General features: G+C 35.8%; 21 protein-coding genes and 1 pseudogene. 13 read left to right on the forward strand and 9 right to left on the reverse strand.

The annotated features are described in order from the left end of the window. Positions 1-39: 39 nt before the first annotated feature. The gene (gene aroD / locus A9G32_RS00645) at positions 40-804 is read right to left on the reverse strand and encodes a type I 3-dehydroquinate dehydratase (protein WP_065589888.1); all 765 of its coding nucleotides are present in this window, start codon (positions 802-804) and stop codon (positions 40-42) included. Between the two features lie 110 nt (positions 805-914). Then, a complete protein-coding gene (locus A9G32_RS00650; protein WP_065589889.1) occupies positions 915-1,787 on the reverse strand; it encodes a shikimate dehydrogenase in 873 nt (290 codons plus the stop codon). A gap of 177 nt (positions 1,788-1,964) precedes the next feature. On the opposite strand from A9G32_RS00650, the gene A9G32_RS00655 reads away from it, so the two are divergent. From A9G32_RS00655 to radA, 4 genes are all read left to right on the forward strand, one after another. After that, positions 1,965-3,308: a Na+/H+ antiporter family protein gene (locus A9G32_RS00655; protein ID WP_065589890.1), complete on the forward strand. Its 1,344-nt coding sequence runs from the start codon at positions 1,965-1,967 to the stop codon at positions 3,306-3,308. Positions 3,309-3,345: 37 nt separating this feature from the next. Further along, a complete protein-coding gene (rsmB, locus tag A9G32_RS00660) occupies positions 3,346-4,635 on the forward strand; it encodes a 16S rRNA (cytosine(967)-C(5))-methyltransferase RsmB (protein WP_065589891.1) in 1,290 nt (429 codons plus the stop codon). A gap of 146 nt (positions 4,636-4,781) precedes the next feature. Beyond that, a complete protein-coding gene (gene serB / locus A9G32_RS00665) occupies positions 4,782-5,756 on the forward strand; it encodes a phosphoserine phosphatase (RefSeq protein WP_065560868.1) in 975 nt (324 codons plus the stop codon). 9 nt (positions 5,757-5,765) lie between these two features. Continuing rightward, positions 5,766-7,145, forward strand: coding sequence for a DNA repair protein RadA (gene radA / locus A9G32_RS00670; RefSeq protein ID WP_065560869.1), 1,380 nt, complete (start codon positions 5,766-5,768; stop codon positions 7,143-7,145). 100 nt (positions 7,146-7,245) lie between these two features. Here radA and ppnN read toward each other — a convergent pair whose 3' ends face one another. Further along, positions 7,246-8,622, reverse strand: a complete 1,377-nt coding sequence (gene ppnN / locus A9G32_RS00675; RefSeq protein WP_034913512.1) for a nucleotide 5'-monophosphate nucleosidase PpnN — start codon at positions 8,620-8,622, stop codon at positions 7,246-7,248. Positions 8,623-8,931: 309 nt separating this feature from the next. Further along, the gene (gene murJ, locus A9G32_RS00680) at positions 8,932-10,470 is read right to left on the reverse strand and encodes a murein biosynthesis integral membrane protein MurJ (protein ID WP_065589892.1); all 1,539 of its coding nucleotides are present in this window, start codon (positions 10,468-10,470) and stop codon (positions 8,932-8,934) included. Positions 10,471-10,995: 525 nt separating this feature from the next. Between murJ and cobB the strand changes: the two genes are divergently transcribed. Beyond that, the gene (gene cobB / locus A9G32_RS00685; protein WP_065589893.1) at positions 10,996-11,679 is read left to right on the forward strand and encodes a Sir2 family NAD+-dependent deacetylase; all 684 of its coding nucleotides are present in this window, start codon (positions 10,996-10,998) and stop codon (positions 11,677-11,679) included. Positions 11,680-11,688: 9 nt separating this feature from the next. On the opposite strand, the gene mtgA is transcribed toward cobB, so the two are convergent. Both mtgA and mobB read right to left on the reverse strand, forming a co-directional pair. After that, positions 11,689-12,384, reverse strand: a complete 696-nt coding sequence (gene mtgA, locus A9G32_RS00690; RefSeq protein ID WP_065589894.1) for a monofunctional biosynthetic peptidoglycan transglycosylase — start codon at positions 12,382-12,384, stop codon at positions 11,689-11,691. Between the two features lie 50 nt (positions 12,385-12,434). Further along, complete coding sequence (gene mobB / locus A9G32_RS00695; protein ID WP_065589895.1) at positions 12,435-12,929, reverse strand: molybdopterin-guanine dinucleotide biosynthesis protein B; 495 nt, start codon at positions 12,927-12,929, stop codon at positions 12,435-12,437. Between the two features lie 570 nt (positions 12,930-13,499). Between mobB and A9G32_RS00700 the strand changes: the two genes are divergently transcribed. Both A9G32_RS00700 and A9G32_RS12910 read left to right on the forward strand, forming a co-directional pair. Then, positions 13,500-15,119, forward strand: coding sequence for a hypothetical protein (locus A9G32_RS00700; protein ID WP_065639664.1), 1,620 nt, complete (start codon positions 13,500-13,502; stop codon positions 15,117-15,119). Between the two features lie 296 nt (positions 15,120-15,415). After that, positions 15,416-16,501, forward strand: a complete 1,086-nt coding sequence (locus A9G32_RS12910; protein WP_176701293.1) for a hypothetical protein — start codon at positions 15,416-15,418, stop codon at positions 16,499-16,501. A 242-nt stretch (positions 16,502-16,743) separates the two neighbouring features. On the opposite strand, the gene mobA is transcribed toward A9G32_RS12910, so the two are convergent. Then, positions 16,744-17,331, reverse strand: coding sequence for a molybdenum cofactor guanylyltransferase MobA (mobA, locus tag A9G32_RS00715; RefSeq protein ID WP_065590258.1), 588 nt, complete (start codon positions 17,329-17,331; stop codon positions 16,744-16,746). Positions 17,332-17,475: 144 nt separating this feature from the next. Between mobA and A9G32_RS00720 the strand changes: the two genes are divergently transcribed. Both A9G32_RS00720 and A9G32_RS00725 read left to right on the forward strand, forming a co-directional pair. Beyond that, on the forward strand, positions 17,476-17,745 hold the full coding sequence (locus A9G32_RS00720) for a YihD family protein (RefSeq protein ID WP_034911797.1): 270 nt from the start codon (positions 17,476-17,478) through the stop codon (positions 17,743-17,745). Positions 17,746-17,759: 14 nt separating this feature from the next. Then, a complete protein-coding gene (locus A9G32_RS00725) occupies positions 17,760-18,473 on the forward strand; it encodes a DsbA family protein (protein ID WP_065590257.1) in 714 nt (237 codons plus the stop codon). A 105-nt stretch (positions 18,474-18,578) separates the two neighbouring features. On the opposite strand, the gene A9G32_RS00730 is transcribed toward A9G32_RS00725, so the two are convergent. Both A9G32_RS00730 and A9G32_RS00735 read right to left on the reverse strand, forming a co-directional pair. Next, positions 18,579-20,576, reverse strand: coding sequence for a MacB family efflux pump subunit (locus A9G32_RS00730; protein ID WP_255306810.1), 1,998 nt, complete (start codon positions 20,574-20,576; stop codon positions 18,579-18,581). Continuing rightward, positions 20,548-21,729: an efflux RND transporter periplasmic adaptor subunit gene (locus tag A9G32_RS00735; RefSeq protein ID WP_065590256.1), complete on the reverse strand. Its 1,182-nt coding sequence runs from the start codon at positions 21,727-21,729 to the stop codon at positions 20,548-20,550. The genes A9G32_RS00730 and A9G32_RS00735 overlap by 29 nt, the downstream gene beginning before the upstream one ends. A gap of 580 nt (positions 21,730-22,309) precedes the next feature. Between A9G32_RS00735 and ftsY the strand changes: the two are divergent. The 4 genes and pseudogenes from ftsY to rpoH all read left to right on the forward strand — a co-directional run. After that, positions 22,310-23,233, forward strand: a pseudogene (ftsY, locus tag A9G32_RS00740) (signal recognition particle-docking protein FtsY); the annotation flags it as partial. Positions 23,234-23,241: 8 nt separating this feature from the next. Beyond that, positions 23,242-23,901: a cell division ATP-binding protein FtsE gene (ftsE, locus tag A9G32_RS00745; RefSeq protein ID WP_034911799.1), complete on the forward strand. Its 660-nt coding sequence runs from the start codon at positions 23,242-23,244 to the stop codon at positions 23,899-23,901. Beyond that, positions 23,901-24,869 (forward strand): permease-like cell division protein FtsX, encoded by a 969-nt coding sequence (gene ftsX, locus A9G32_RS00750; protein ID WP_065590255.1) that lies wholly within the window; start codon positions 23,901-23,903, stop codon positions 24,867-24,869. The genes ftsE and ftsX overlap by 1 nt, the downstream gene beginning before the upstream one ends. Before the next feature lie 195 nt (positions 24,870-25,064). Next, positions 25,065-25,925 (forward strand): RNA polymerase sigma factor RpoH, encoded by an 861-nt coding sequence (gene rpoH / locus A9G32_RS00755; protein WP_065590254.1) that lies wholly within the window; start codon positions 25,065-25,067, stop codon positions 25,923-25,925. The last annotated feature ends 69 nt before the right edge of the window (positions 25,926-25,994 follow it).

Raw genomic sequence — 25,994 nt, forward strand, 5'->3', positions numbered from 1 at the left:
TTCTTTAGCTAATTGATTAATAAAATAGTTTCAGTTGAATTAACTACGACTTTGGTATAATGCGTCTAAAATATATCGTAATTGTTTAACATCTAATTGACCTGGTGCCGATGCATTCTTAGCCGCTCCAAAAGTCATTGCTGAACCAAATGTCGAACCAGAAATACGACTAACAGTTCCAAGCCCAGCCATTGACATGGTAATAATCGGCGTGGTTGAGTGTTTTTTGTTCATTTCTGTGGTGGCAGCTAGTAAGGTTAATACATCATCCTCGGTGTTGGGCATAACTGCAATTTTGGGAATGTCTGCGCCAAGTTCTTGCATTTTTTTTAGTCGATAGACAATATCGCTCTTAGATGGCGTTTTTTCAAAATCATGATTTGATACCACAACAAATATCTGATGTTTGTGTGCGACATCGATAATATCTTTTACATAGTCATCACCAATAAACATCTCAACATCAATCAGATCGATAAGCCCACTACAAGCCATTTCTTTATTCAATTGGACATAAGATGTTAATGGCCATGGCTTAGCTCCACCTTCGTTTGCGGTTCTAAAAGTGAATAAAATAGGTTTATTTGGTAGTAAATCTGCTATTTTTTTAGCGACTAACTTTACAGTATTAAGATTATCAACGTGGATAAAGTGATCAACACGCCACTCTAAAACGTCAAAATCAATTGATTGTAAAAACTGTACTTCATCAATTAATTCTGCTTCAGTTTTACCGATAATTGGCACAATAATTTTGGGTGCGCCTGAACCAATTTCAAGTTTTTTGATGGTTAGTGTTTTCATTTTGTATCCTGTTAGCTAAAAATTCCGTTAATAGACCATAATTTTATCTGGTTTTAATTTTGTATTAAATAAGACAGTAGAATGAAGTCATTAGCATAAGAAATTATTTATTAATCATTAAAACCCATTTGCTCTTTCACATATTCAATAGGGGCATCTTCACCTGTCCAAATTTTTATTTGAGCTGCACCTTGCCATAACATCATGCCAATACCATTTAATATTTTACAACCTTGTTGCTCAGCTATTTCAAGTAGTTTTGTTTTACGCGGACTATAAATACAATCTGTAACAACAAGATCGGGGGGGAACATTGTTGGATCTGTAATTAAGCTTTTTCCTTCTAACGGTTTCATTCCGACACCTGTTGCATTGCAAAGTACAACACTATCTGAAATTTCTTTGCGTAGCTTATCTTTATCGGCCAGATCGATAACGCGTACATGACATTGAGTATTTTGATTTAATTTTTTTGCAATGGCCTCTATTTTTGTATAGCACTCATCCTTTTGATTAAAGACAGTGATCTCTTTTACGCCATCAAGAGCAGCTTGCACAACAATGGCTGTTGCAGCCCCTCCAGCGCCTAGGATGGTTATTTTTTTGCCTATCACATCAATGTTGGCTTCTTTGAGCATGCGCATGTAGCCCATTCCATCTGTGTTATAGCCTGTTAAAACACCATTATCGTTTGAAATAGTATTACACGCACCACTCATTTCCACAGCAGGTGTTAACTTATCAAGGTATTGGCAGACTAGTTGCTTGTTGGGCATGGACACGGCACTGCCGCGTAATCCTAATGCTCGAATTCCTTTAATTGCGTCAGGGAGTTTTTTTTGGTCAACTTCAAATGCTAAATAAACATAAGGTACCTTTAATTTAGAATAAATGGTATTTTGCATTTGAGGGGATAAGCTATGGCGAATAGGGTAAGCCATTAAACCAATCAATAAAAAATGTCCGTCGATATTATTTCTCATTAACAACTCTCCACAATAGCCCTACAGTTTAGTTAAGGGTTCTATTTTTAGAATTTTTTATTAACACATTTTTAATTTTATATATATAGATGAAAGAGTGAGTATACACTATCGATTGCACTTTCAATATCTATCGCCTAAAATAATAAGTTTTCTTCTTAAATAAGAATTTATTTTATGAATACAGTGCTTGATTTGTTTTCTTCAATAAATGCGGTTGTAGTTGCGGTAATTTGCATGTTAATTTTATCTCTTTGCCGTGTTCATGTCGTTATTAGCTTAATAATTGGCGCATTTGTTGGTGGACTATTTAGCCATTTATCGTTAAAAGAAACCATTGATGCATTTAATACTGGGATCAGCAATGGAGCTAATATTGCACTTTCTTATGCTATGTTAGGTGCGTTTGCAGTGGCAATATCAAAATCTGGCTTACCCGAATTATTGGCTGATAAAGCTATTAAGCAACTTACATCAAGCGATGCCAAAAAACGTATCAAGTGGATTTTGATTGTTATTATTGGGTTAGTAAGTATTTCATCGCAAAATGTTATTCCTATTCATATTGCTTTTATTCCGCTTTTAATTCCACCGCTTTTATACGTAATGTCCCGCTTACAGCTTGATAGAAGAATGATTGCTTGTATTATGACATTTGGATTAATTACGCCTTATATGTTTTTACCAGTAGGATTTGGGAATATCTTTTTAAATCAAATTTTATTAAAAAATATTACCGCATCAGGAATGGATGTTAGCCATGTAAATGTAATGCATGCAATGGCAATTCCTGCATTAGGCATGTTTGCTGGTCTATTATGGGCTATTTTTGTTAGTTATCGTAAGCCTAGAGAATATAAAATTATTCGTGGAGAGGCAAATCAAGATGCTTTAAAAGATGTGAGTAAGCGCTCTCTTATTGTTTCATTATTGGCGATTATTCTATCTTTTACTGTTCAACTTTATACTGGTTCAATGATTTTAGGTGCCTTAATTGGTTTTATTTGCTTTATTGTATCGGGTTCGATTAAATGGGGCGAAGCTGATGGCGTTTTTACGGACGGCATCAAAATGATGGCTATGATTGGGTTTGTAATGATTTCAGCGCAAGGTTTTGCCGAAGTGTTAAAACAGACTCATGAAATAGAACCTTTGGTTAACAACAGTGCAGCATTATTTGCTGGTAATAAAGTGATTGCCGCTTTTGTGATGATGCTAATTGGGCTGGTTATTACATTAGGTATTGGATCTTCATTTTCGACAGTTCCTATCATTGCTGCAGTATATGTCCCACTTTGTGTACAACTCGGTTTTTCACCAATTGCCACCGTATGCTTAATTGGTGCATCAGGTGCAATTGGTGATGCGGGATCGCCACCATCAGATACTATTTTAGCGACCTCTTCTGGGCTAAATAGTGATGGGCAACATGATCATATTCGTGATAGTGTTATTCCAACATTTACCCATTTTAATATTCCATTATTTATTGCTGGTTGGATTGGCTCGTTAATTTTATAAGTTAATCCAATTAAATGAATTAAGGTCGTTATTCATTATGAATAAAAAATCATCCCAAAATATTAGAGCTATTTGTGCGCAAGCTATTTTTAATGTGCTAGAAGAAGGACAGTCATTAGGCGCTACATTGACAACTTTAAACCACAAAATAGCCGATAAAGATAAGGCGTTAGTACAAGAAATCTGTTTTGGTGTGATGCGAGTATTACCAGAACTCAACTTTTATATTCATACCTTGATGAGTAAAGTGTTAAAGGGTAAAAATAGAATTTTACATGACCTATTGTTAGTGGGTATTTACCAGATTCTTTATACCCGTATTCCTGCACATGCTGCAGTTGGTGAGACAGTTAATGCGGTCAATACTCTCAAAAAAACACAGCTTAAAGGGGTTGTAAATGGTGTATTGCGTGAGTTTTTGCGCCAACAAACATCATTACAGCAACAATTTATGCAAGACAGCAAGCAACAAAACCAGCAGACATTACACCCAAGTTGGTTATTAACACGCCTTAAGCAGGCCTATCCAGAGCAGTGGCAAGCTATTGTTCATGCTAATAATCAAAAGCCACCAATGTGGTTGCGAGTTAATATTAACCAATATTCAGTAAGTGATTACCAACAACTACTTGCTGAACGACAAATTGAATCTGATAGCTTTCCAGAGTTACCTAGTGCTCTGCGATTATTGTCGCCTGTCAATGTAAATAAATTACCCTATTTTGATGAGGGTGCTGTCACGGTACAAGATCTGTCTGCTCAATATGCCGCTTATTTGTTAGCACCGCAAAATGGCGAGCTCATTTTGGATATGTGCGCAGCACCTGGTGGTAAAACCACACATATTTTAGAAGTTGCTCCAAAAGCACAAGTTTTAGCGGTGGATATTGAGCCTAGCCGAGTGAAGCGCATTCACGAAAATTTAACTCGATTAAACTTACATGCCGAAGTTAAAGTTGGTGATGGATTAACCCCAGAACTATGGTGTGAAGGGCAACAATTTGATCGCATTTTACTTGATGCGCCTTGCTCAGCAACAGGTGTTATCCGCCGTCATCCCGATATAAAATGGTTACGCCGAGATAGTGATATCATGCAGTTGACCGAATTACAATACGCCATTTTAACTAAAATCTGGGTTTATTTAAAAACTGGTGGTACTTTGGTTTATGCTACTTGTTCAATTCTACCAGACGAAAATAAATTACAAATTGAGCGTTTTTTACAAGAAAACACCAGCGCCAAATTACAAGGTGAACTTAAACAATTTTTACCTACTGAAAATGGTGGTGATGGTTTCTTTTATGCAGTATTAAAGAAAGTATAATTTTCCCTTTTATTTTTGTTAAAAAGTTTCAGGTAACTATGTGTTTAAGTATAAAAAACTAAAAAAATCACACAATCCTAATTTGGACAATCTTTAGTAGTTGTGATAAATTTTGGGCTTGTTTTATCTTATAAAGATGTTCAGATATGGCTTATACTCTCACCTACAATGATTTACCTGAAAATATCCAACATTGGCAAGGTTTACCGCTGTCATTAAATGGCTGTGAAGTGGTTCCTTTAGATTATAATGCAGGTAAAACAGGCTGGATTATTTATGGTAAAAAGTTAAATAAAACAGTCTTATCAAAATTCCAAGATCAACTTGCTATGCCAATGGTGATTGTTTCATCATGGAAAATCAAAACTTATCAGATTGTTCGTATTGCAGGGGTGATACCTAAAAAAGCTAAATCGATATCATTAGCATTAGGTATTGATGTTGCCCCAATCGATAATTTACCCACGCTACGCTCCCCAGGGTTACTTGTTATGGACATGGATTCGACAGCGATTGGCATTGAATGTATTGATGAACTGGCCAAATTGCATGGTGTAGGGCAGCAAGTTGCAGCGGTAACTGAACAAGCTATGCGTGGTGAACTTGATTTTGCCACAAGTTTGCGAAAACGTGTGGCAACCTTAAAAGGCGCACATCAAGCTATTTTAGATCAAGTTAAAGATAATTTACCACTTACTCCTGGGCTTACTTATTTAGTAAAAGAACTGCATAAAAAAAATTGGCATGTAGCTATTGCCTCAGGCGGTTTTACCTATTTTGCGGATCATTTAAAGCAAAAGTTAAAATTAGTTGACGTTTATGCTAATGAATTAGAAATCAAACATGGAAAATTAACTGGTAAAGTTTCTGGTCAAATTGTTGATGCAAAATATAAAGCAAGGACATTACAACAACTAGCAGCATCGCTGGAAATTCCCATTGAACAAACTGTCGCAATTGGTGATGGAGCCAATGATTTGATGATGATTCGTATTGCTGGTCTAGGTGTTGCTTATCATGGTAAACCTAAAGTTGTCGAAAAAGCACGAATTAGTATTAATTATGCAGATTTAACAGGTTTATGGTGTATTTTATCCACTAGTTTATTAAGTGAAGGTTAGGAGATTAAATTGGCAAAAGCAGTAAAACGTGCTTATGTTTGTAATGATTGTGGAGCAGATTACCCACGTTGGCAAGGGCAATGTAGCTCATGCCATGCTTGGAACACCATTACCGAAGTTAGGCTTGCAAGTACCTCTTCACGTAACGACAGATTAACGGGTTATGCAGGTAGCGGGATTGGGCAAGCTAAAATTCAAAAATTGTCCGAAATCAGTTTAGAGGCACTGCCAAGATTTTCAACTGGTTTTTCAGAATTTGATCGTGTGCTTGGTGGTGGTGTTGTACCGGGGAGTGCCATTCTCATAGGAGGGAATCCCGGAGCAGGTAAAAGTACGTTGTTACTGCAAACCATGAGTAAACTCTCATCACAAATGAATACACTTTATGTTACTGGTGAAGAATCCCTCCAACAAGTTGCAATGCGTGCCCATCGATTAGGCTTACCTGCGGATAATATCAATATGTTGTCCGAAACCAGTATTGAGCAAATCTGTTTATTGGCTGAGCAGTCCCAACCTAAATTAATGGTGATTGACTCTATCCAAGTGATGCACCTTACTGATATCCAATCTTCGCCTGGTAGTGTTGCACAAGTACGCGAAACAGCGGCTTATTTAACACGTTTTGCTAAAACAAAAGGCATTGCTATTATTATGGTGGGGCATGTTACTAAAGATGGCTCTCTTGCTGGTCCAAAAGTACTTGAGCACTGTATTGACTGCTCAATTTTATTAGATGGCGATGCCGACTCACGTTTTAGAACTCTACGTAGTCATAAAAACCGTTTTGGAGCAGTAAATGAGCTGGGTGTATTTGCTATGACCGAACAAGGTTTAAAAGAGGTTAGCAACCCATCAGCAATCTTTTTAAGCCGTGGAGATGAAATGCTACCAGGTAGTTCGGTAATGGTATTGTGGGAAGGTACTCGCCCATTACTGGTCGAAATCCAAGCGCTAGTCGATCACTCGATGTATGGTAATCCAAGACGTGTGACTGTAGGATTAGATCAAAATCGGCTTGCATTATTGCTTGCAGTATTGCATAGGCATGGGGGATTGCAAATGGCCGATCAAGATATTTTTGTTAACGTTGTTGGTGGTGTAAAAGTTACCGAAACAAGTGCGGATTTGGCATTGATTGCAGCACTTGTATCAAGTTTTCGCAATCGCCCGTTGCCACAAGATATCGTTATTTTTGGTGAAATTGGTCTTGGTGGCGAAATTCGACCAGTACCAAGCGGACAAGAACGAATCTCTGAAGCGGCTAAACATGGTTTTAAAAAAGCAATTGTACCTATTGCCAATATGCCGAAGAAGAAGCCCGAAAATATGCAGATTTTTGCAGTTAAAAAAGTATCAGAAGCACTAGATATTTTAGGTGATTTTTAAAAACCAGATAAAATAGTAATAGTTAAAATTAATCCGCCAATAAGATTATCGGCGGATTAAAGTTGGATTCAATTTCTATTAAATGGGTTAATATTATTGTTTAATAACAAATTTCATAACAAGGTTGATAAGCGCTTCCTCCTGGCAATTTCATTCGGTTTTGTTTAACAAAACTACGCAATAAATTATCAAGTTGCTGCATAATTTCAATATCACCTTGTAATTTGTATCGACCATTTTCGGCAATTTGCTTCATACCAAATTCTTTAACATTTCCTGCAACAATACCAGAAAACGCACGACGCAAATCAGCGGCTAACAGCTCGACAGGTTGCTCACGATGAAGATTTAATGAGGCCATATTAGCGTGAGTAGGTTCGAAAGTATGTTGTAACGATTCATCGATTTTTAATAGCCAATTAAACCCATAAGCATCGCCTGTTTTTAAGCGTGAAGCTTTAACATGCTTAACACCCTCTTTCATAATACGAGCTACTTGTTCAGGTGAATCGATAATAATTTGATAAAGTTTAGTGGCCTCATCGCCTAATGTGCTACGAATAAAATTATCTATTGAAGCAAAATAATCTTCGCATTCTTTAGGTCCAGTCAGAATAAGAGGTAGGGTTTGGTGTTTATTTGCAGGGTTTAATAAAATACCCAGAATATAAAGCAACTCCTCAGCGGTGCCTGGTCCACCAGGGAAGATAATAATGCCATGAGCCATTCGCACAAACGCTTCAAGGCGTTTTTCGATATCGGGCATAATAATCAATTCATTGACTAATGCATTAGGCGGTTCTGCTGCAATAATTGACGGTTCGGTCATACCAATAAAACGGCTTTCTTTATAACGCTGTTGCGCATGACCAACGGCAGCACCTTTCATTGGTGCTTCCATAACACCTGGACCACAACCAGTACAAATATTAAGTTCACGCAAACCAAGTTGCATACCTACTTGACGGGCATAATAGTATTCATTTTCGTTAATCGAATGTCCACCCCAGCAGACAACCAAATTTGGCTCTTCACCCACATGGAGCGCATTGGCATTGCGTAAAATAGAAAAAACAAGGTTTGTAATATAAAACGAATGATCCCTTTCAAATTTGAAATCGGAAATAAGCTCTTTAACTGCACTGATTTGACTATTCAAAAAAAGGATATCGCGTAACACTGCAAACAAATTAGCTTGAATTGAACGAATAATTCGACCATCAACAAAAGCGCTTTCTGGAGCATTAACCAACTCTAACTTGACACCTCGCTCTTTACTAATCACATTAATTTCGAAAGACTGGAATCTATCTAACAGATCTTTTGTATTATCGGTTTTACTACCTGCATTTAGTGTTGCTAACGAACAATTTCTATATAATTTATAAAGCTCGCTATTGGCCGATTTTTTCAGAATATCGACTTCTGCCTGAGCAAGTAGATCCATTGATCCTAATGGGCTAATATGGGTGATCATTACAACCTCCATTTGACTATTTTATCAGCAAGGCGACTATTATATACTTAAACTGACTGAATATGTAAAGTTGATAAATCTTCTTGATAACAGATTAACAGTTTAAAGTGATACAACAAAATCCAAACAGAATTAAACTCACTAAAGTCTCTACCACTAAACTATGAGTAGATTAAATTAGACTACCTATAATGAATAGAGTAAAGAAAGAGACTTTTATCTTATATCTTTATTAATTTTTTACTAAAACACATAGTAACCTGAAACTTTTTGACAAAAAGTCAATTTATCTTTATCCAATGCTTATTATTAATCAATTCGTTTAATAAAGTGTTTTATCTTAAATCCCATGGCAATCAATGATGCAAAATAGACTAAAATACCCACAATAACCAATAAAAATAATCGCCCGATACGAATCAACATTGAACCAGTTGACCAATCAGGTAATAACTGTGAACCGAACCACAATATTGCAGACATTAGAATTACCGCAATGACGATTTTACTCAAAAAGCAACGCCAACCAGGTTGGGGTTGATAAAGCTGTTTTTTACGCAACTGCCAATATAATAATCCAGCATTAAAGCAAGCGGCTAAGCCAATTGATAGCGAAAGACCAGCATGTTGTAATGGACCAATAAAAGCAAGATTCATTAGCTGTGTTAAAATTAATGTAATAATTGCAATTTTAACTGGTGTTTTAATATCCTGACGCGAATAAAAGGCTGGAGCTAGCACTTTAATCAAAATCAACCCAAGTAGACCTATAGAATAAGCAACTAAGGCTTGCTGTGTCATTAAGGTATCATTTAAGGTAAATTGTCCATATTCAAATAGCGTTGATATAAGTGGGCGAGAAATAACCCCTAATGCAATTGTACTCGGTAGAGCCAATAAAAAACAAAGGCGTAATCCCCAATCTAACAATTCACAATATTGTTTATGATCACCTTTAGAAAAGCTTTTTGCTAATGATGGCAGTAAAATGGTGCCTAATGCTACACCAAGCACCCCAGCAGGAAACTCCATTAAGCGATCAGCATAATACATCCACGAAACCGAGCCTGAAACTAGAAATGAAGCAAAAATAGTATTAATAATTAAAGATATTTGCCCTACAGACACCCCTAAAATTGCTGGTCCCATTTGTTTTAAAACCCGCCAAACACCGCTATCTTTTAAGCTAATACGCGGTAATACTAGCATGCCAATTTTCTTTAAATAAGGTAGCTGGTAAAGCAATTGTAAAATCCCACCAACACCAACAGATACAGCAAGTGCCAATACTGGTGGATTAAAGTAAGGCGTTAAAAATAGGGTAAATACAATCATACTCACATTGAGTAGTGTTGGAACAAAAGCAGGGACAGAAAACCGATTCCATGTATTAAGGATGGCTCCAACAAGTGATGCCAACGATATAAAAAAGATATAAGGAAAGGTTATGCGTAGCATGGTAGTTGCAAGTTCAAATTTTTCAGTTGATTCTTGCATAAATCCAGGCGCAGTTAGCATAATGATAAAAGGCGCAGTGATAACTCCAATTAGCGTGACCAACGCCAAGACTAAAGTTAATAATCCAGCAATATAAGCAATAAATGTGCGAGTTGCCTCAGTTCCTTGTTGATTTTTATATTCAGCCAAAATTGGTACAAATGCTTGTGAAAAAGCGCCTTCTGCAAAAATACGGCGGAGTAAATTAGGAAGTTTAAAAGCAACAAAAAATGCGTCGGTGGCCATACCTGCGCCAAAAAAACGTGCAATAATGGCATCACGCACAAAACCTAATACACGAGACACCATCGTCATTGAGCTGACAGTAGCTAAAGATTTTAAAAGATTCATATTCAAATTATATACAAAGTATACAGCCTAAAACTGATAATGAAGCATAGTCTACAAACTATTACTTTAAATAACCATGCTTTTTTAATAAACTTAATTTTATTGATACCGCCAGCAAATACTGGCAAATGTTTGGTTTAACGATCTTCTTAAGGTGTAAACAGCACGAATTCAACGATATCTTTATAGGCATGGCGAATAACTGACAATCATCAAAATTGAGCTCTTCAATCCAATGAGCACACCACCTAATAATACAAGACATTACAAATAATGTCGTATAATCATCTTTTGATAAGTCAATCATGTCATAAACACAAAGCCTGAATAGAAATCAACATTGACACAAACGAGAATAAGCTAATAAAGCGCTATTTGAATATATTGAAATCTATTATAATCAAGTTCATCGACATTCCGCCAATGGTTGAATATTGTCACACAAAAATGAAATTAAGTTATATAAGGTGAATACTGCTTAATATTTATTTTGGCGAAAATCTGAAAAAAGAGCATATACCAATTATGAAGATACCAAAAATAGTTATTCTAACCGGTGCCGGTATTTCGGCTGAATCGGGTTTATCAACCTTTCGTGCCCAAAATGGATTATGGGAAGGTTATGATGTTAATGATGTAGCAACTTACGAAGGCTATATACGCAACCCAACAGCGGTACATGATTTTTATAATATGTTACGCCGTAAATTACAAAATCCAGACGTAAAACCGAATGCTGCCCACTTTGCGCTGGCTGAATTAGAACAGAAATTAGGTAGTGATAACCTCTTAATTGTGACACAAAATGTGGATAACTTACATGAACAAGCTGGATCTAAAAATATTATTCACATGCATGGTGAATTATTAAAGGTGCGTAATGAAAAAACAGGACAGATAATTGATTGCTTTAACGATGTGGATTATCAACAAAACAAATTCATTCGCCCACATATAGTCTGGTTTGGTGAAATTCCGCTACAAATGGAACAAATTTATGATGCGCTTTCGCAAGCAGATTGTTTTATATCCATTGGCACATCAGGTAATGTCTACCCTGCTGCTGGATTTGTACAAATCGCTAACCAAACAAGTGCTAAAACGGTTGAACTTAATTTAGAGCCCAGCTTAGGTGAAAGTCTGTTTCAAATCAAAATTTACGGATCAGCAAGTAAAATTGTTCCTGAATTTATCAAAAAATTCATCTAAAGCAAATTGCTACTTTAGTTGTTTAAGATAATTTTTGTTGCCTAAATTACTCATTTGGGCATGAATCCATTTGGTTCTCTTTTTTACTCGTTCACTTGGTTTAATTGGGCTCCAGCGTCTAGGATTAGGTAATACTGCCGCAAGTAAACTTGCTTGTTGTGACGTTAATTGATTGGCACTTACATTAAAATAATACTGAGAAGCCGCTTCAATGCCAAAAATACCTTCTCCCCATTCTGCACAGTTTAAATAGACCTCAAGAATACGTTCTTTTGACCAAAAAAGTTCTATCCATAATGTAAACCAAGACTCCATTCCTTTGCGAATCCAACTACGAGTTGGCCATAAAAAGATATTTTTAGCGACTTGCTGAGTAATTGTGCTAGCACCTTTAATATTTTTGCTATTTTGATTATGATTTAGCGCTAGGCGGATAGCGTTAAAATCAAATCCCCAGTGCACAGGAAAATTTTGATCTTCTGAAGCGATTACCGCAATTTTTATATTATCTGAAATTTCGTCCAAATCTTTCCAGATTCGTTGTTGTGGTGTATTCCAATGCATTATCTTACGTTCTATCATTAGCATAGAACCGAAAGGTGGATTCACCCAACGCATTACTAAGGTCGAAAAGATAGATAATAGCATAAATCCAATTATCGCTTTTTTAGTTATATTTAAAAATTTCCTGAATAAAAGCCTCATGCTGATTTAGATAAAATAACGTAAAAAATTAGCAAATAAGATACGATATATTATTGATTAAATAAATAACTTTTTATAAATTCAATAAGTTGAAGTGGGTTGTTTATATCCAAAATGGGTAAAAAAGCATCTAACGGCTCATCACTAGCAATAGCCAAGGTAAAATCATCAATAAAAAACGGTTTTTTAACGGAACTTCGGTGACAAATAATTTTAGGAATTTGCTCATCTTTAAAGCCCTCAACTAAAATAATATCAACATCAGAAAATTGATTAATTAAAGTCTGCAAATCGGCAGGTTTATTGGGTGTTTCACAAATTAAAGCGTAACGGTTATCACAAGCCACAATTGTTTGTAACGATCCTGCTTTACGCAATTTATAGCTATCTTTTCCTGAAATATCAAATTCAACATCGTGATGCGTATGTTTTAAAGTCGCCACCTTAAAGCCCTGCTCAACAAGTAGCGGAATAACCTTCGCCAACAAGGTAGTTTTACCACTACTACTGTAACCACAAATAGCGAGCGTTTTTTTTATATTCATTATTTCTTGGTTCAAAATGGTTATACTCAATTTAAACCTAATATACACTATTTTCTACCTCGAAAGAGATAAAACCACTGCAAAAGCCACTAAAATTACAACTCAAACAACACCACAGTCAACTATAATCGTTTGATTTGATTGAAAAACTTAAATAAAATCAATAGTCTACCTGAGCTATTTTAGAGTAAAAACACACTTATAGCACCACAATGCTAATATGCTTGTCTTATCACAGCATCAAAATATACCGATAACGAAATAAAGCTAGCACGCCAAACTGGGTTGTTGGGTGTGTTTGTGTTTTAGATGTTATCAGCAATATTAATCATTCCACAAAAGTTAAAAAGTCCTAAAGCTAACACCCTATTTTAATTATAAAATTCACCTATCTATAAAGCTGAATCGTTTTCATCTTTACATTTCTTTACAAAAAAGTCCGCAAAAAAACTAGTCAATCATCCCTTAAACGGCTATACTTTCATCGTTTTAGAAAAATGAGCTTATTAAATAAGCGAATAAACATAAAAATTTAAATAAAACAAAATATTACTTGACAGGTGAAACGAAATGCAGTACCATTTTAGGCACAAGGCACAAGGCACAAGGCACTGGCAAACCTATGTCTTAAATTTATCAAATAATCCTATTCGACAAGTTTTTACTCGAAACTTATTTATACCTTCCAAATTATTTTTCGAATTATTTTCGAAATTATCCACAAAACTATCTTTAAAAATCCCATTGGCATTAGCGCTATTGTTGTTATTGCCGTACTCTTTAGAATCGCAGGCATTATCGGCTACGACTTCTGAGCGCATTCACGGTACTGCGCCTTATTTAACTTTTGATGGCGGTGTTACTAAAGTGACTAAAATAGAAGACTTATTAGGTATTAAGTTATCAGATGGTCGAATATTCACACCGCAAAATAATCCTTCATCACCAACAGCGCCAATCGAGTTGGCTAATGTAGGGGATACCTTGGCTGATATTGAAATGATAGTCCCGCCATTAAGCGACTCAATAAATATAAATGACTTAGTGGCACAAGGTAAATGGGGAGATGATGATGGAGATGGACAGGGAGTAAATGGTATTTCCGCATTAGGAAGTATATCGTTAGCAATAACGGATAAATATGGTAATACCGTTAGTCGTGGTGATGCATTAAGTCTATGTCATGCCCCTTATAAGGTAACCTTAAGTAGTACTGGAGGAAATTTAGCTACGCAGTACGGTGTACCCAATAGTAGTACTTTTAGTGGAGGCACTGCGGAGTATTATATCACTTTACCGTTACAGCCCGTTATTTGTTTGGCCAGGCCGAATTTGTATCTTGGTGGCACAACTGGCTTGGGTTGGGACAAGCCAACCTTTGCTGGTCCATCTAACATATGGAATCCAGATAAGGGCTTTTTAATTCAGTCAGCAAACCCATCATCTTACGGCCAAAATTTTCCAACTACAGGTTCAGATGGCTTGTATTTTGATTTGGATGTAGGTGGGCTTGATGCAAGTCAGTTGAGTTGGACAGTTAAAACAAATGGTAGTATACGTGCAACGGTGAGTTGGACAAAGCCGCGTACAGATTCACACATAGACTCACGTAATCGTAGAGTTCTACACGATAGTTGGCTTAAAGATAAATCCAAGAATGTAACACGGGTAATATTAAATGGTCCAAGGGCAAGTAGTACTCAGATAAATTCAGATAATCCTAGTTCACTAACACGTCCATCTTTGCCACAGACCTTTGAGTTAGTCGGTAAGGATAGTCGAGGCAATGAGATTCGGTATGGCTTTAAGTTAAGGCAGTGGTTCGTCAATCGGGGAGATAAAACAGATACTCCTTCTAATCAAACAGCATGGTGTAATAGTTTGGGTTATCGAATAACACAGGTCAAAGATTTAACTAACGCAAAGTGTGGTGTAGATAGTACATTCCCATGTATAAATGGCACAGATGGTGCTTCACCTAACTCATCAGTTAATTATTTCATGCGTCACATAGGTGCAGGCTTTTTAGCAGAGTGGGGTAACCTGGAGAGCTACGCTGATGTGGGCTTTATTTTCAACTTCTACTTTGCGAGTGATGCAACAGGTAGCAATAACTACGCTATCATGCCGCATGGCAAGACTTACAAGGATGGGGCCGCTATGGCTTACGTTGTCTGCACCACACCTTAGTTTTTAGCGTTTAGTCCTTAATCCTTCGGGTGCGGAAGGTGGTTATGGTACCTGAGGGGATAATATAAAAAAGAATAAAGCCCCTGCGCAAGTTGGGGCGCTGAGCAGGCAAAGCTTACGCGCCTTGCCAATCTATCAGTTGTTTGCGTTGTTCTTCAACCTTTAGCCTTCAATGCTTAGGGTGTTGGATAAGTTTAAATAATTTATTTAACAAATTATATGTTTGTTGGCATGGAAATTTATTAGTAATGCTAGAAATTTATAAAAATAAAATATTATTTGATAAAGGAAATAAAATGAAGTATCCAAACTATTTAACTGCTGAACGTATTTTATTTTGCAATATATGTTTGCTTTTTTTTATTTTATGTAGTGCCTTTTATAGTAGTTATTCATTTGGGGTTAATCGTAGTGATGCAATAGTACTTTCATCTAGCTCATTACCACCATTACCAGAACCACCACCGCCACCGCCACCGCCACCGCCGCCGCCGCCACCGCCGCCGCCGCCGCCGCCGCCACCGCCACCGCCGCCACCGCCACCGCCGCAGCCGAAGCCGAAGATTTGGCTTTTTGTAAGGCCTAACCTGGAGCCCGGTAGAAGTTCTTTCGCAGGTGCTCCTGAGTGGGATCCAGATAGGGGATACAAAGTTTTAGCCAATGATGAAGGAGCTTACAAAAATAATTTTCCAACAATGGGGGCAGATGGTTTATACTTTGATATTTTAAATACATCCGTTCAAGATTTAAGCCAATTAACTTGGTCCCCTGTTGAGTATGATGGAATAAAAGTAACGGCGCACTGGACAAGGCCAGATCAGCGTGATAATTGGATTAAAGATAAAGGGCAATTTGTAGTAAGAGTATGGTTAAATGGTCCTAACTCGAGAGAATATTCAAACCCGAATCCTGGGGGAATTCACAAGCCAAATTTACCACATACCTTCGTACTAGAGGGCAAGGATGCTAGTGGGCGAGTAATGGTGAAATATGGATTTGAATTGAGGCAGTGGTTCGTCAATCGGGGACGTCAACACGCTAACTTTTTTGATCAAAAAAAATGGTGTGAGAGTTTGGGTTATCGTTTACCACTGGTAAAGGAGTTAACCAATGCGTTCGCAAGAAGCCGTACTGATACTATGGCAGGTGCAACACCTAATTCATCAGGGAACAACTACCATCGTCGAATAGGTGGAGGTTTTTTCTCGGAGTGGGGCAACATGAAAGACTACGTTGATGCGGACTTCACTTATCGCTCTTGGACATCTGAGGTAGTGAAAGGTTACAGTCAGTTTCCCTACTCTGTCAGTATTGATACGGGCCACATCGGCTCTAACCAAGATCGCACCTTTTATACTAACGTTGATTGCACTACACCTTAGTTTTTAGCGCTTAATCCTTAGAGAGCAGAAGGTGGTTATGGTGCTTGAAAGGACAATATAAAAAAGAATAAAGCCCCCGCGCAAGTAGGGGCCACCCTTAGGGTTGCACCGTTGTGGCAAAGCTACCGCATCTAACCCATTCTATCCCCAATAAAAAAAGGCATTATTTTTCACAAAACTATCATAAAACGTGTTGATTTTATTTAGTTTTTTGTTTAAAAATAATATTAAAAAACAAATAATTATTTATCTTCTTTTTGATTAAATGCATTAAGCACCTCTAGCGTGTTGATATTGCTAAAACAAACTGCTTTATCGCTAAAATCAACCGATTTAGCACTGATTTGTTCTAAAAACAGCATCAGCTTGCGTTCGCCTTGCTCTAAATAAATTTTTAGTTGTTGAGTAACGGTTTTATGAATAAGTAGGATGGTTGGATGGTAGTATTGTCCATCATGTGGATAAATAGCGCTGTTATTTGCCGTATAAAAAGCTAAACGGTCAATTAAATCAGCTGGCAAAAAAGGCGTGTCACAACTGACAAATAAGTTCCAATCGGTTTTGCTGCGTAATAAACCACTGTAAATCCCCGATAATGGTCCACAAAATCCTGCTAGGTCATCACTAAATATAGGATAACCTGCTTTTTGGTATTGTTCTGTGTGACGATTGCAATTAATCATGATTGCATCAACGTGAGATTTGATGCAATCAATGACATGTTGATAAAGTGGTTTTTGATGTAATAATAATAGTCCTTTGTCGTTGCCATTCATACGGGTACTTTTACCTCCAGCTAGAATGATTGCAGTAATAGAGGGTTTTTCCATAAATTATTTCTCTTTTACGTTGCGAAAAAACAAAATAACATTACTATATAGTAATGTTATTGCAAGTCGTAGCGTATCATTTTTAATGATTGCTTAATTATCATTATCTTCGAAAGGTTTGAAGATTTACTAAAGGTAACAATTATGAAATGTCATCGTATTGATGAAGTAATGGAATTATTGCAACCCGCATGGGAAGGCGATTCTGATCTTAATTTATTACAATTTTTAGCTAAATTAGGTCAAGAGGCTGGTTTTGAAGGTGAATTAAAAGATTTGAGTGATGAAGTTTTAATTTATCATTTAAAAATGCGAGGTTCGGATAAGAATGATGTTATTCCGGGTCTAAAAAAAGATTATGAAGAAGATTTTAAAACCGCATTGTTAAAAGCTCGTGGGATTATAAAAGAATAAGGAGAATCATTAAAATGAAAAAAACACTTATCACAATTAGTATTTTGCTTTTTTCTGTAAACTGTTTTGCAAATGAAAGCCCAACTATTACTAAGGCCGACACCTCAGCGAATGCATTTGAGCCGATTGAATTAGGTAAACAATATGCCGCGCTACCAACTCATCCATCGCCAGATAAAGAAGTTATTGAGTTCTTTTCGTTTAATTGCCCAAGCTGTTTTAGATTTGAAATTCAAAATCAAGGTCCTCAAACTATTAGCAAGGCTTTACCAGAAGGTGTTAAATTCAAACGCTACCATTTAGAAGATTTTGGACCATTAGCTAAAGATCTTGCGCAAGCATGGGCTGTGGCTAATGTACTAGGTATAGAAGATAAAGCTTCAGATGCACTTTATAATGCGGTTCAAAAAGATAAAACGATAAAAACAGCAGATGACATTAAAGCTGTTTTTGAAAAATTAGGTGTTAGTAATGAAGTGTATGATAAAACAAAAGATAGCTTTTTGGTTAAATCATTTATGGTACAACAAGCAGATGCGATTAAAGAGATGAAACCAGATTCAATCCCTACGGTTATTGTTAATCGTAAGTTTTTTATCATAGCAAATCAACTTAATGTAACTAGTGATGATGCATTTATTAATGATTATGCAAGAGTTACTGCATTTGTAGCAGGGTTAGATCCTAATGCAAAAATAGAAGAAAAAGCGCATTCTGATAAAAAATAAATGGTTAACAAGTTTAAAAACAACATAAGTTAATCACTTATTTTTGACGTTTTAAGTCCCATTGTATCATTTTGTACAATGGGATTTTTTATTATAGTAAAATTGCTATTCTCGTTCTAAAGCATAAATTGGATCGAGTTTAGCTGCCCGTCTAGCAGGGAAATAACCAAAAATAATACCAATTATACTTGAGAAACTAAATGCCGCTATAATAGCTATTGCCGAGAAATTCATTGCAAATGATGTAACAACAGAATTAAAAATAAAGCCAATGGCAAATGAGAGTACAATACCTATTGTTCCGCCAATTAAACATACTAATACAGCTTCAATTAAAAATTGCTGTAATATGTCGCTTGACCGAGCACCAACGGCCATTCGTACGCCAATTTCTCGAGTTCTTTCTGTGACTGATACTAACATGATATTCATCACACCAATACCGCCAACAACGAGGGAAATCAGCGCAATAGCCGAAACCAATAACGTCATTACCCAAGCGGATGAGTTGATTGTTTCTCGTATATTATCGGAATTAAAGATGAAAAAATCTTTTGTACCATGCCGTTGTAACATAATTCGATTAATAGCTTGTTCAGCAACAGATAAATTAACATTATCTTTAACACGTACTGTAATGCTTTTTAACGAAGTTTGACCTACCATGCGGTTAATCACGGTAGTATAAGGCAACCAAACATTCAGGCTTTCATTGCTACCAAATCCTTGCTGTTGTTTAGTTGCAACACCAATTATTCTTACTGGTAACTGTCCAACCATTAAAATTTTTCCAATTGGGTTTTGATTTGCAAATAACCGTTTAACAGTATTGTCATCAATCACTGCATCTTGTGCCGAGGCAATAATACTTGCTTCATCAAAAGATTTTCCTTGAGAAATAGTGTAACCACGAACCGCAAAAAATTGCTCTCCTACACCATTTACTGTTCCAGTTACTGCTAAATTATTAATTCGGAAATAAACACTGGTTGCAAGGTTAGGGGTCGTACTGTGGACAAAGTTTTGTTGCGCCAAAAAATCTGCGTCTGATGAGCGTAATGTAGTAATTTTATCCGCATTACGATCACCAAAGCCCGATCCTGCATAGATTTCTAACGTGCTAGTTCCTAATGAGTTAATGTTAGATAAAATTTTCTGCTTTGTGCCTTGTCCTAATGCAACAACAGAGACTACCGAGGCAATGCCAATAATTATGCCTAACATGGTTAAAAATGTCCGTAATCGCTGCGAAAGCATTGATAGCATGGCCATTTTAAAAGCATCTCGAAAACGGTAATATTTTGCTAGTAGATTATCTTGGGTTCTGGTTGCTTCGATTTGCTTAACTTGTCGATTATCATTTTGATCAAATTGATAATTAGGGTTAATAGAATCAGAAATAATATTACCGTCACTAATTTCAACAATCCTTTGGGCACTTTGGGCAATATTTGAATCGTGGGTAACAATGATAACAGTGTGACCTTGTTGATGTAACTCTTGTAAGATAGCCATCACTTCTAAACCACTTTTACGATCGAGTGCTCCCGTTGGTTCATCAGCTAAAATGATTTGTCCACCGTTAATTAAGGCTCTGGCAATACTGACCCGCTGTTGTTGCCCTCCAGATAACTGGTTAGGTTTATTGTGGATTTTTTCGGCAAGCCCTAAACGTGTTAAAATTTCGTTCGCTCTTTTTTGACGTTGTTCATTGGTAACACCAGCATAAATAGCAGGGATTTCTACATTGCCTTGTGCGGTTAGTGCATTTAATAAATGGTAACGTTGAAAGATAAAACCAAAATGCTCACGGCGTAATTGAGCTAACTCATCAGGTGACAATTCACTTGTTGTGCGTCCTCCAATAGAATAAGTGCCTGAGGTCGGTTTATCTAAACAGCCTAAAATATTCATCAAAGTGGATTTACCCGATCCTGATGCGCCAATTATCGCCACCATTTCACCAGCATTAATTGTTAGATTTATGCTTTTAAGAACCTGTATAGTTGTATCGCCTGCTGGAAATTCACGAACAATATTCTCAAGCTTAATAAGAGGTATATTATTGACCATATTAGAATCGAATCCTTGGGGCTCTTGCATTATTACCACCTAGTGAAGCGCCATTAGTGCCACTGACCACAACCATATCACCCTCTTTAATCCCCGATTTTATCTCAACATTGACATTATTATCGATACCCAAAGTAACTTCGTGTTCTTCGATCTCATTATGTTTATCTAACAGGTAAATAATGGCTTTATTATTGCCCAATTTTTTTTGAATTGCTTGAGATGGAATGGTTAGTACATCTTTTGCCTCAGACAAGACAATATAAACTTGCGCTGTCATTGAAATTCTTAATACATGGTCGGGATTATCTACATCAAATAATCCATTATAATAAATTGCGCTTTTTGTTGTTGATGATGAGCTTGACAAGGTTGTTTCAGTGTTAATTGAGTCTGGTGCAGGCTCTATAGCTCTTAGTGTTAAACCATCAAAACGTCTATTCGGTTGGCCTAAAATGGTAAAGTAAACAGGCATTCCTTTTTTTACATTGATCACATCGGCTTCAGAAATTTGCGCTTCAATGGTCATTTTATCAAGTTGCGCTACTTTAACAATGGTTGGTGCACTTTGAACAGAGTTAACAGTTTGTCCTTCATTGACTGGAATGGCAACAATCACTCCATCAATAGGGGAGCGAATTTTAGTATATCCCAAATTAACTTTGGCGGTATCAACTGCAATTTGTGCTTTAACGATATCAGCATCAAGTGCTGCAATATCGGCTTTGATTGCATCGAGTTCAGCTTTTGCCGCATCTAAATCCGATTGAATGCCAACGCCTTTATGAACGAGTTTGTACTGGCGATCATAGGTTAATTGATTGTTAACTAATCTTGCTTTTTTTGCCTCACGTTGTGCCTCTAAACTATTAAGTGACGCTTCAGATTGTTTTAAATCATTGCTTTGTTTAAGATCGTCAATCTCAGCAATCATATCGCCTTGTTTAACTTCATCGCCCAACTCAACATAGAGTTTTTTAATTTGTCCAGAAACCTGCGCACCAACACTAACTTGTTTAAAAGCACTAATTGTTCCATCGGCTAGTACGGTTTTTTCAATATTACCTTTGGTAACTGGTGAAGTAATATAATTAGCTGTAGGCTCTGAATGAGATATGAATAAACATACAATATAAATAATTGTAAAGAAGATGGTAGCTATAACTAAATATTTAATTTTCATTAATTTTAACAATGTTTTTTACCCTTTATTTTCTTATTATAATTTTAACATTTTACCGTAATAACAAAAATGATATTGATAATTATTATTAATAAATTGTAATAATTATGAAATTTTAAATTTTAAACTAATTTATAGAAATTATTCGTGTTGTTTATAGTAATTTGAGGAACTATTGTAATAAACATGAATAAAAAAAGTAAAATTGATCAAACCTACCTATCCACAAATAAGTGGAAAAGTAAAAAGAGTGATACGTACTCAAATGAAGATGTGGTATTGTCAATAAACATTTAGCAACTCAAAAATAAAAAACAAATTTTTAAGTGATTTATTAACTATTATAATATGGCTAAACTGCATAAAATGATTGCGAGGAAAATACTTTATGAGTTTTTATAGGATTATTTTAACTTGAAGTGTAAACAACCTAGTGTTTTTCTACATTTTGTAATTAGAAAAAAATCTGACAAAAGAACAAGAATGGTCTCTTTTATTGAATACATTGGGCTTTATTCTAAAATAAGATAAAATGATCTTAGAAAATGTTATGGGATAATTATTTATGGTTGAACAAAAAAAAGAAGGGTTTTTCTCTCGTTTAAAAAAAGGTCTTTTTAAGACTAAACAAAATATTGGTTCAGGTTTTCTTAGTTTATTTAAAGGGAAAAGGATCGATGATGCTTTATTTGAAGAATTAGAAGAGCAGTTACTTATTGCTGATGTAGGTTTTGACACAACCCAAAAAATTATTGATTCCTTAACTAAACAAGCATCGAGAAAAGAGCTAAAAGATGCTGATGCATTACATGATCTTTTAAAACAGGAAATGAAATCTATTTTAGATGGAGTAGATAAGCCCCTTGATATAGAAAGCCATAAACCATTTGTAATATTGATGGTTGGTGTTAATGGTGTTGGAAAAACAACAACAATTGGCAAATTGGCTCGTCAATTTCAACAACAAGGCAAATCGGTTATGCTTGCGGCGGGTGATACCTTTCGGGCAGCGGCTGTTGAGCAATTACAAGTCTGGGGAGAACGGAATAATATCCCTGTTATTGCTCAGCATACTAATGCAGATTCCGCTTCTGTCATTTATGATGCAATACAAGCAGCAAAAGCAAAAAAAATAGATATATTAATAGCCGATACTGCAGGGCGCTTACAAAATAAATCTCATTTAATGGATGAGTTAAAAAAAATAGTACGCGTAATTAAGAAACACGATGAAACAGCACCCCATGAAATTATGTTGACTATTGATGCTGGTACTGGTCAAAATGCGGTTAGTCAAACCAAACTATTTAATGAGGCTGTTGGTGTCACTGGGATGACATTAACTAAATTAGATGGTACTGCAAAAGGGGGTATTATCTTTAGTATTGCCGATCAGTTTAATATTCCTATTCGTTATATTGGTGTCGGGGAGAAAATTGAAGATTTAAGGCCTTTTGTTGCTGATGATTTTATCAATGCCTTGTTTGATGAAACAGATGGTTAGAGAGTGTCATGATTCAATTTCAGCGTGTAAGTAAAGTGTATTCTGGCGGTAAACCAGCACTACAAAATATTAGCTTCACTTTATTACCTGGTGAAATGGCTTTTTTAACTGGACACTCAGGGGCTGGTAAAAGTACGTTAATGCGATTAATTTGTGGGTTAGAAAGAGCGAATGATGGCAAAGTGTTGTTAAATGGCGTTGATGTTTCAAGTTTAAGACGCCAAGAGATGCCATTTCTACGTCGCACAATTGGTATGATTTTTCAAGATCACCAATTACTGATGGATCACACTGTTTATGATAATGTAGCTATTCCATTAATTATTTTAGGTAAACCAGCTGAAGAAATTAAAAGAAGAGTTTCCGCTTCACTGGATAAAGTTGGATTACTTAATAAGATGGAATTTTATCCAATACAGTTATCTGGTGGTGAACAGCAGCGAGTAGGTATCGCTCGCGCTATTGTTAATCGTCCTAGTGTTTTGCTTGCTGATGAACCCACAGGTAATTTAGATGATAAACTATCAAAAGATATCTTAAAGCTTTTTGAAGAATTTAATCAAGCTGGTGTAACGATTTTGATGGCAACGCATAATATGGGACTGATACGACGCAAGCACCATCGAATATTGCATTTAAATCAGGGACGTTTAGAGATTAAAAATTAATGAGCTTAACTAATATCAAACCTAGTAAATCGAAGAAGAATGAAAATAGCTTTTTCTCTCGCTGGATAAGACAAATCGGTTATGCTTGGCGTAACACGTTTAATGACTTTTCTCAGCATATTATTGCTTCATTACTGACCATTTTTGTTATTGCTATTTCAATTACTTTACCAACTATCAGCTATTTACTTTGGAAAAACGCTAGTCAAACTGCACAGCAATGGAATCCAACTCCCAGTTTGACAGTTTATATCAATAAAGAATTAACATCAGAACAAACAACAGAATTGATTGCTAAAATTAAATCTTATTATGAAGTTGATCAGGTTGAATATCTTTCCAAAGATGAAACAAAAGAAGAATTCGAAACGTGGTCTGGGTTTAGTGATGCACTCGATTTGCTAGATGAAAATCCATTACCTGCAGTAGCAATTGTTATTCCTAAAGATGAGTCAAAAAAGACAGCTGTGTTACATCGATTACAAAAAGAATTGCTTACCATTGATGGTATTGATGATATAAAATTAGATGATAGCTGGTTTACTCGTTTAACAGCACTAACTGATATGGTTAAATCTATCGTATGGATTATTTCTATATTTATGATTATAGCTGTATCCCTTGTGATTGGTAATAGCATCCGTTTAAATATATTCTCTAGAAAACAGACGATTATGGTTATGCAATTAATTGGGGCAACAGAAGGATTTATTTTGCGTCCATTTCTTTATAGTGGAATGTTTATTAGTTTTATTAGCGCTATTATAGCGTTAGTGTTATCGGAAATATTTATTTATCAAATAGAGTTAATTATGTTGAATGTTTCTGATACATTTGGAACAATAATCCATATTGAAGGGCTATTATGGGATGAGAGTTTATTGATTGTCCTTATAACAGCTAGTATTGGGTGGCTTTCATCGTTGATTGCGACTAAGAAATACTTAAAAATAGCACAAATTGTCTAGTTATTTTGCTATAAATTGCCAAGATATATATCAATTTAATAAAAGGCTAATATTAAGTAAAACATTTTAAGTATTTTAGCTAAAATAGTGAACTAATTTATAATTCATTGGTCTAATATTGTAATAAACGCTAGTTTAACGTTTTTATTGTTACATATTTAATGTAACGAAATTTATTATTTAAGGGGGAATTAAATGAGTACTGATTTAAAAATGCAAGTAGGTGCTTTAATCCCACAAGGAAATATAGAATCATACCTTCGCATGATTAACACCTATCCAATGTTAACTGCAGAAGAAGAAAAATCATTAGGTGAAAAACTCTATTATCACGATGATGTAGATGCTGCTCGCCAGTTAATTTTATCTCATTTACGATTTGTAGCGCATATTGCCCGTGGTTATTCGGGTTATGGTTTACCACAAGCTGACTTAATTCAAGAAGGTAATATTGGCTTGATGAAAGCAGTACGTCGTTTCAATCCTGAAATGGGTGTTCGTTTGGTCTCATTTGCTGTGCATTGGATAAAAGCTGAAATCCATGAATATGTATTAAAAAATTGGCGTATTGTTAAAGTTGCAACAACGAAGGCACAAAGAAAGCTATTCTTTAATCTAAGAAAGACTAAACAACGTTTAGGTTGGTTCAGTAATGCAGAAGTGGATATGGTAGCAGATGAATTAGGTGTAAGTCGTAAAGATGTACTTGAAATGGAATCACGTATGTCGGCACAAGATATGTCATTTGATATAGATAATGATGACGATGATAATTCAATTATTGCACCGGCACTTTACTTAGAAGATAGCAATTCTGATTTCTCAAAATCAATTGAAAATGATAATTGGGAAAATGATGCGACAGATAGGCTACATGATGCATTATTAAAATTAGATGAACGTAGCCAAGATATTATTAAAGCACGTTGGTTAGATTCTGATGAAAGCAAATCAACTTTACAGGTCTTAGCCGATAAATATAGTGTTTCAGCAGAGCGTATCCGCCAGCTTGAAAAAAATGCAATGAAAAAGTTAAGAGTTGCTATTGAAGCATAATTTTTTCATTTATAATTTTTTAATTAGTGTTAACTTCCTAAACCTTACTTTTAAAAAAGTAAGGTTTTT

Source organism: Gilliamella sp. Gris3-2 (assembly GCF_001690345.1).
In the GTDB taxonomy this organism is placed as follows: domain Bacteria; phylum Pseudomonadota; class Gammaproteobacteria; order Enterobacterales; family Orbaceae; genus Gilliamella; species Gilliamella bombi.

Excerpts from the sequence above, each read along its gene's own strand:
- aroD (WP_065589888.1), bottom strand. The coding sequence starts at position 804 with ATGAAAACACTAACCATCAAAAAACTTGAAATTGGTTCAGGCGCACCC.
- A9G32_RS00650 (WP_065589889.1), bottom strand. The coding sequence starts at position 1,787 with ATGAGAAATAATATCGACGGACATTTTTTATTGATTGGTTTAATGGCT.
- A9G32_RS00655 (WP_065589890.1), top strand. The coding sequence starts at position 1,965 with ATGAATACAGTGCTTGATTTGTTTTCTTCAATAAATGCGGTTGTAGTT.
- rsmB (WP_065589891.1), top strand. The coding sequence starts at position 3,346 with ATGAATAAAAAATCATCCCAAAATATTAGAGCTATTTGTGCGCAAGCT.
- serB (WP_065560868.1), top strand. The coding sequence starts at position 4,782 with ATGGCTTATACTCTCACCTACAATGATTTACCTGAAAATATCCAACAT.
- ppnN (WP_034913512.1), bottom strand. The coding sequence starts at position 8,622 with ATGATCACCCATATTAGCCCATTAGGATCAATGGATCTACTTGCTCAG.
- murJ (WP_065589892.1), bottom strand. The coding sequence starts at position 10,470 with ATGAATCTTTTAAAATCTTTAGCTACTGTCAGCTCAATGACGATGGTG.
- cobB (WP_065589893.1), top strand. The coding sequence starts at position 10,996 with ATGAAGATACCAAAAATAGTTATTCTAACCGGTGCCGGTATTTCGGCT.
- mtgA (WP_065589894.1), bottom strand. The coding sequence starts at position 12,384 with ATGAGGCTTTTATTCAGGAAATTTTTAAATATAACTAAAAAAGCGATA.
- mobB (WP_065589895.1), bottom strand. The coding sequence starts at position 12,929 with ATGAATATAAAAAAAACGCTCGCTATTTGTGGTTACAGTAGTAGTGGT.
- A9G32_RS00700 (WP_065639664.1), top strand. The coding sequence starts at position 13,500 with ATGCAGTACCATTTTAGGCACAAGGCACAAGGCACAAGGCACTGGCAA.
- A9G32_RS12910 (WP_176701293.1), top strand. The coding sequence starts at position 15,416 with ATGAAGTATCCAAACTATTTAACTGCTGAACGTATTTTATTTTGCAAT.
- mobA (WP_065590258.1), bottom strand. The coding sequence starts at position 17,331 with ATGGAAAAACCCTCTATTACTGCAATCATTCTAGCTGGAGGTAAAAGT.
- A9G32_RS00720 (WP_034911797.1), top strand. The coding sequence starts at position 17,476 with ATGAAATGTCATCGTATTGATGAAGTAATGGAATTATTGCAACCCGCA.
- A9G32_RS00725 (WP_065590257.1), top strand. The coding sequence starts at position 17,760 with ATGAAAAAAACACTTATCACAATTAGTATTTTGCTTTTTTCTGTAAAC.
- A9G32_RS00730 (WP_255306810.1), bottom strand. The coding sequence starts at position 20,576 with ATGCAAGAGCCCCAAGGATTCGATTCTAATATGGTCAATAATATACCT.
- A9G32_RS00735 (WP_065590256.1), bottom strand. The coding sequence starts at position 21,729 with ATGAAAATTAAATATTTAGTTATAGCTACCATCTTCTTTACAATTATT.
- ftsE (WP_034911799.1), top strand. The coding sequence starts at position 23,242 with ATGATTCAATTTCAGCGTGTAAGTAAAGTGTATTCTGGCGGTAAACCA.
- ftsX (WP_065590255.1), top strand. The coding sequence starts at position 23,901 with ATGAGCTTAACTAATATCAAACCTAGTAAATCGAAGAAGAATGAAAAT.
- rpoH (WP_065590254.1), top strand. The coding sequence starts at position 25,065 with ATGAGTACTGATTTAAAAATGCAAGTAGGTGCTTTAATCCCACAAGGA.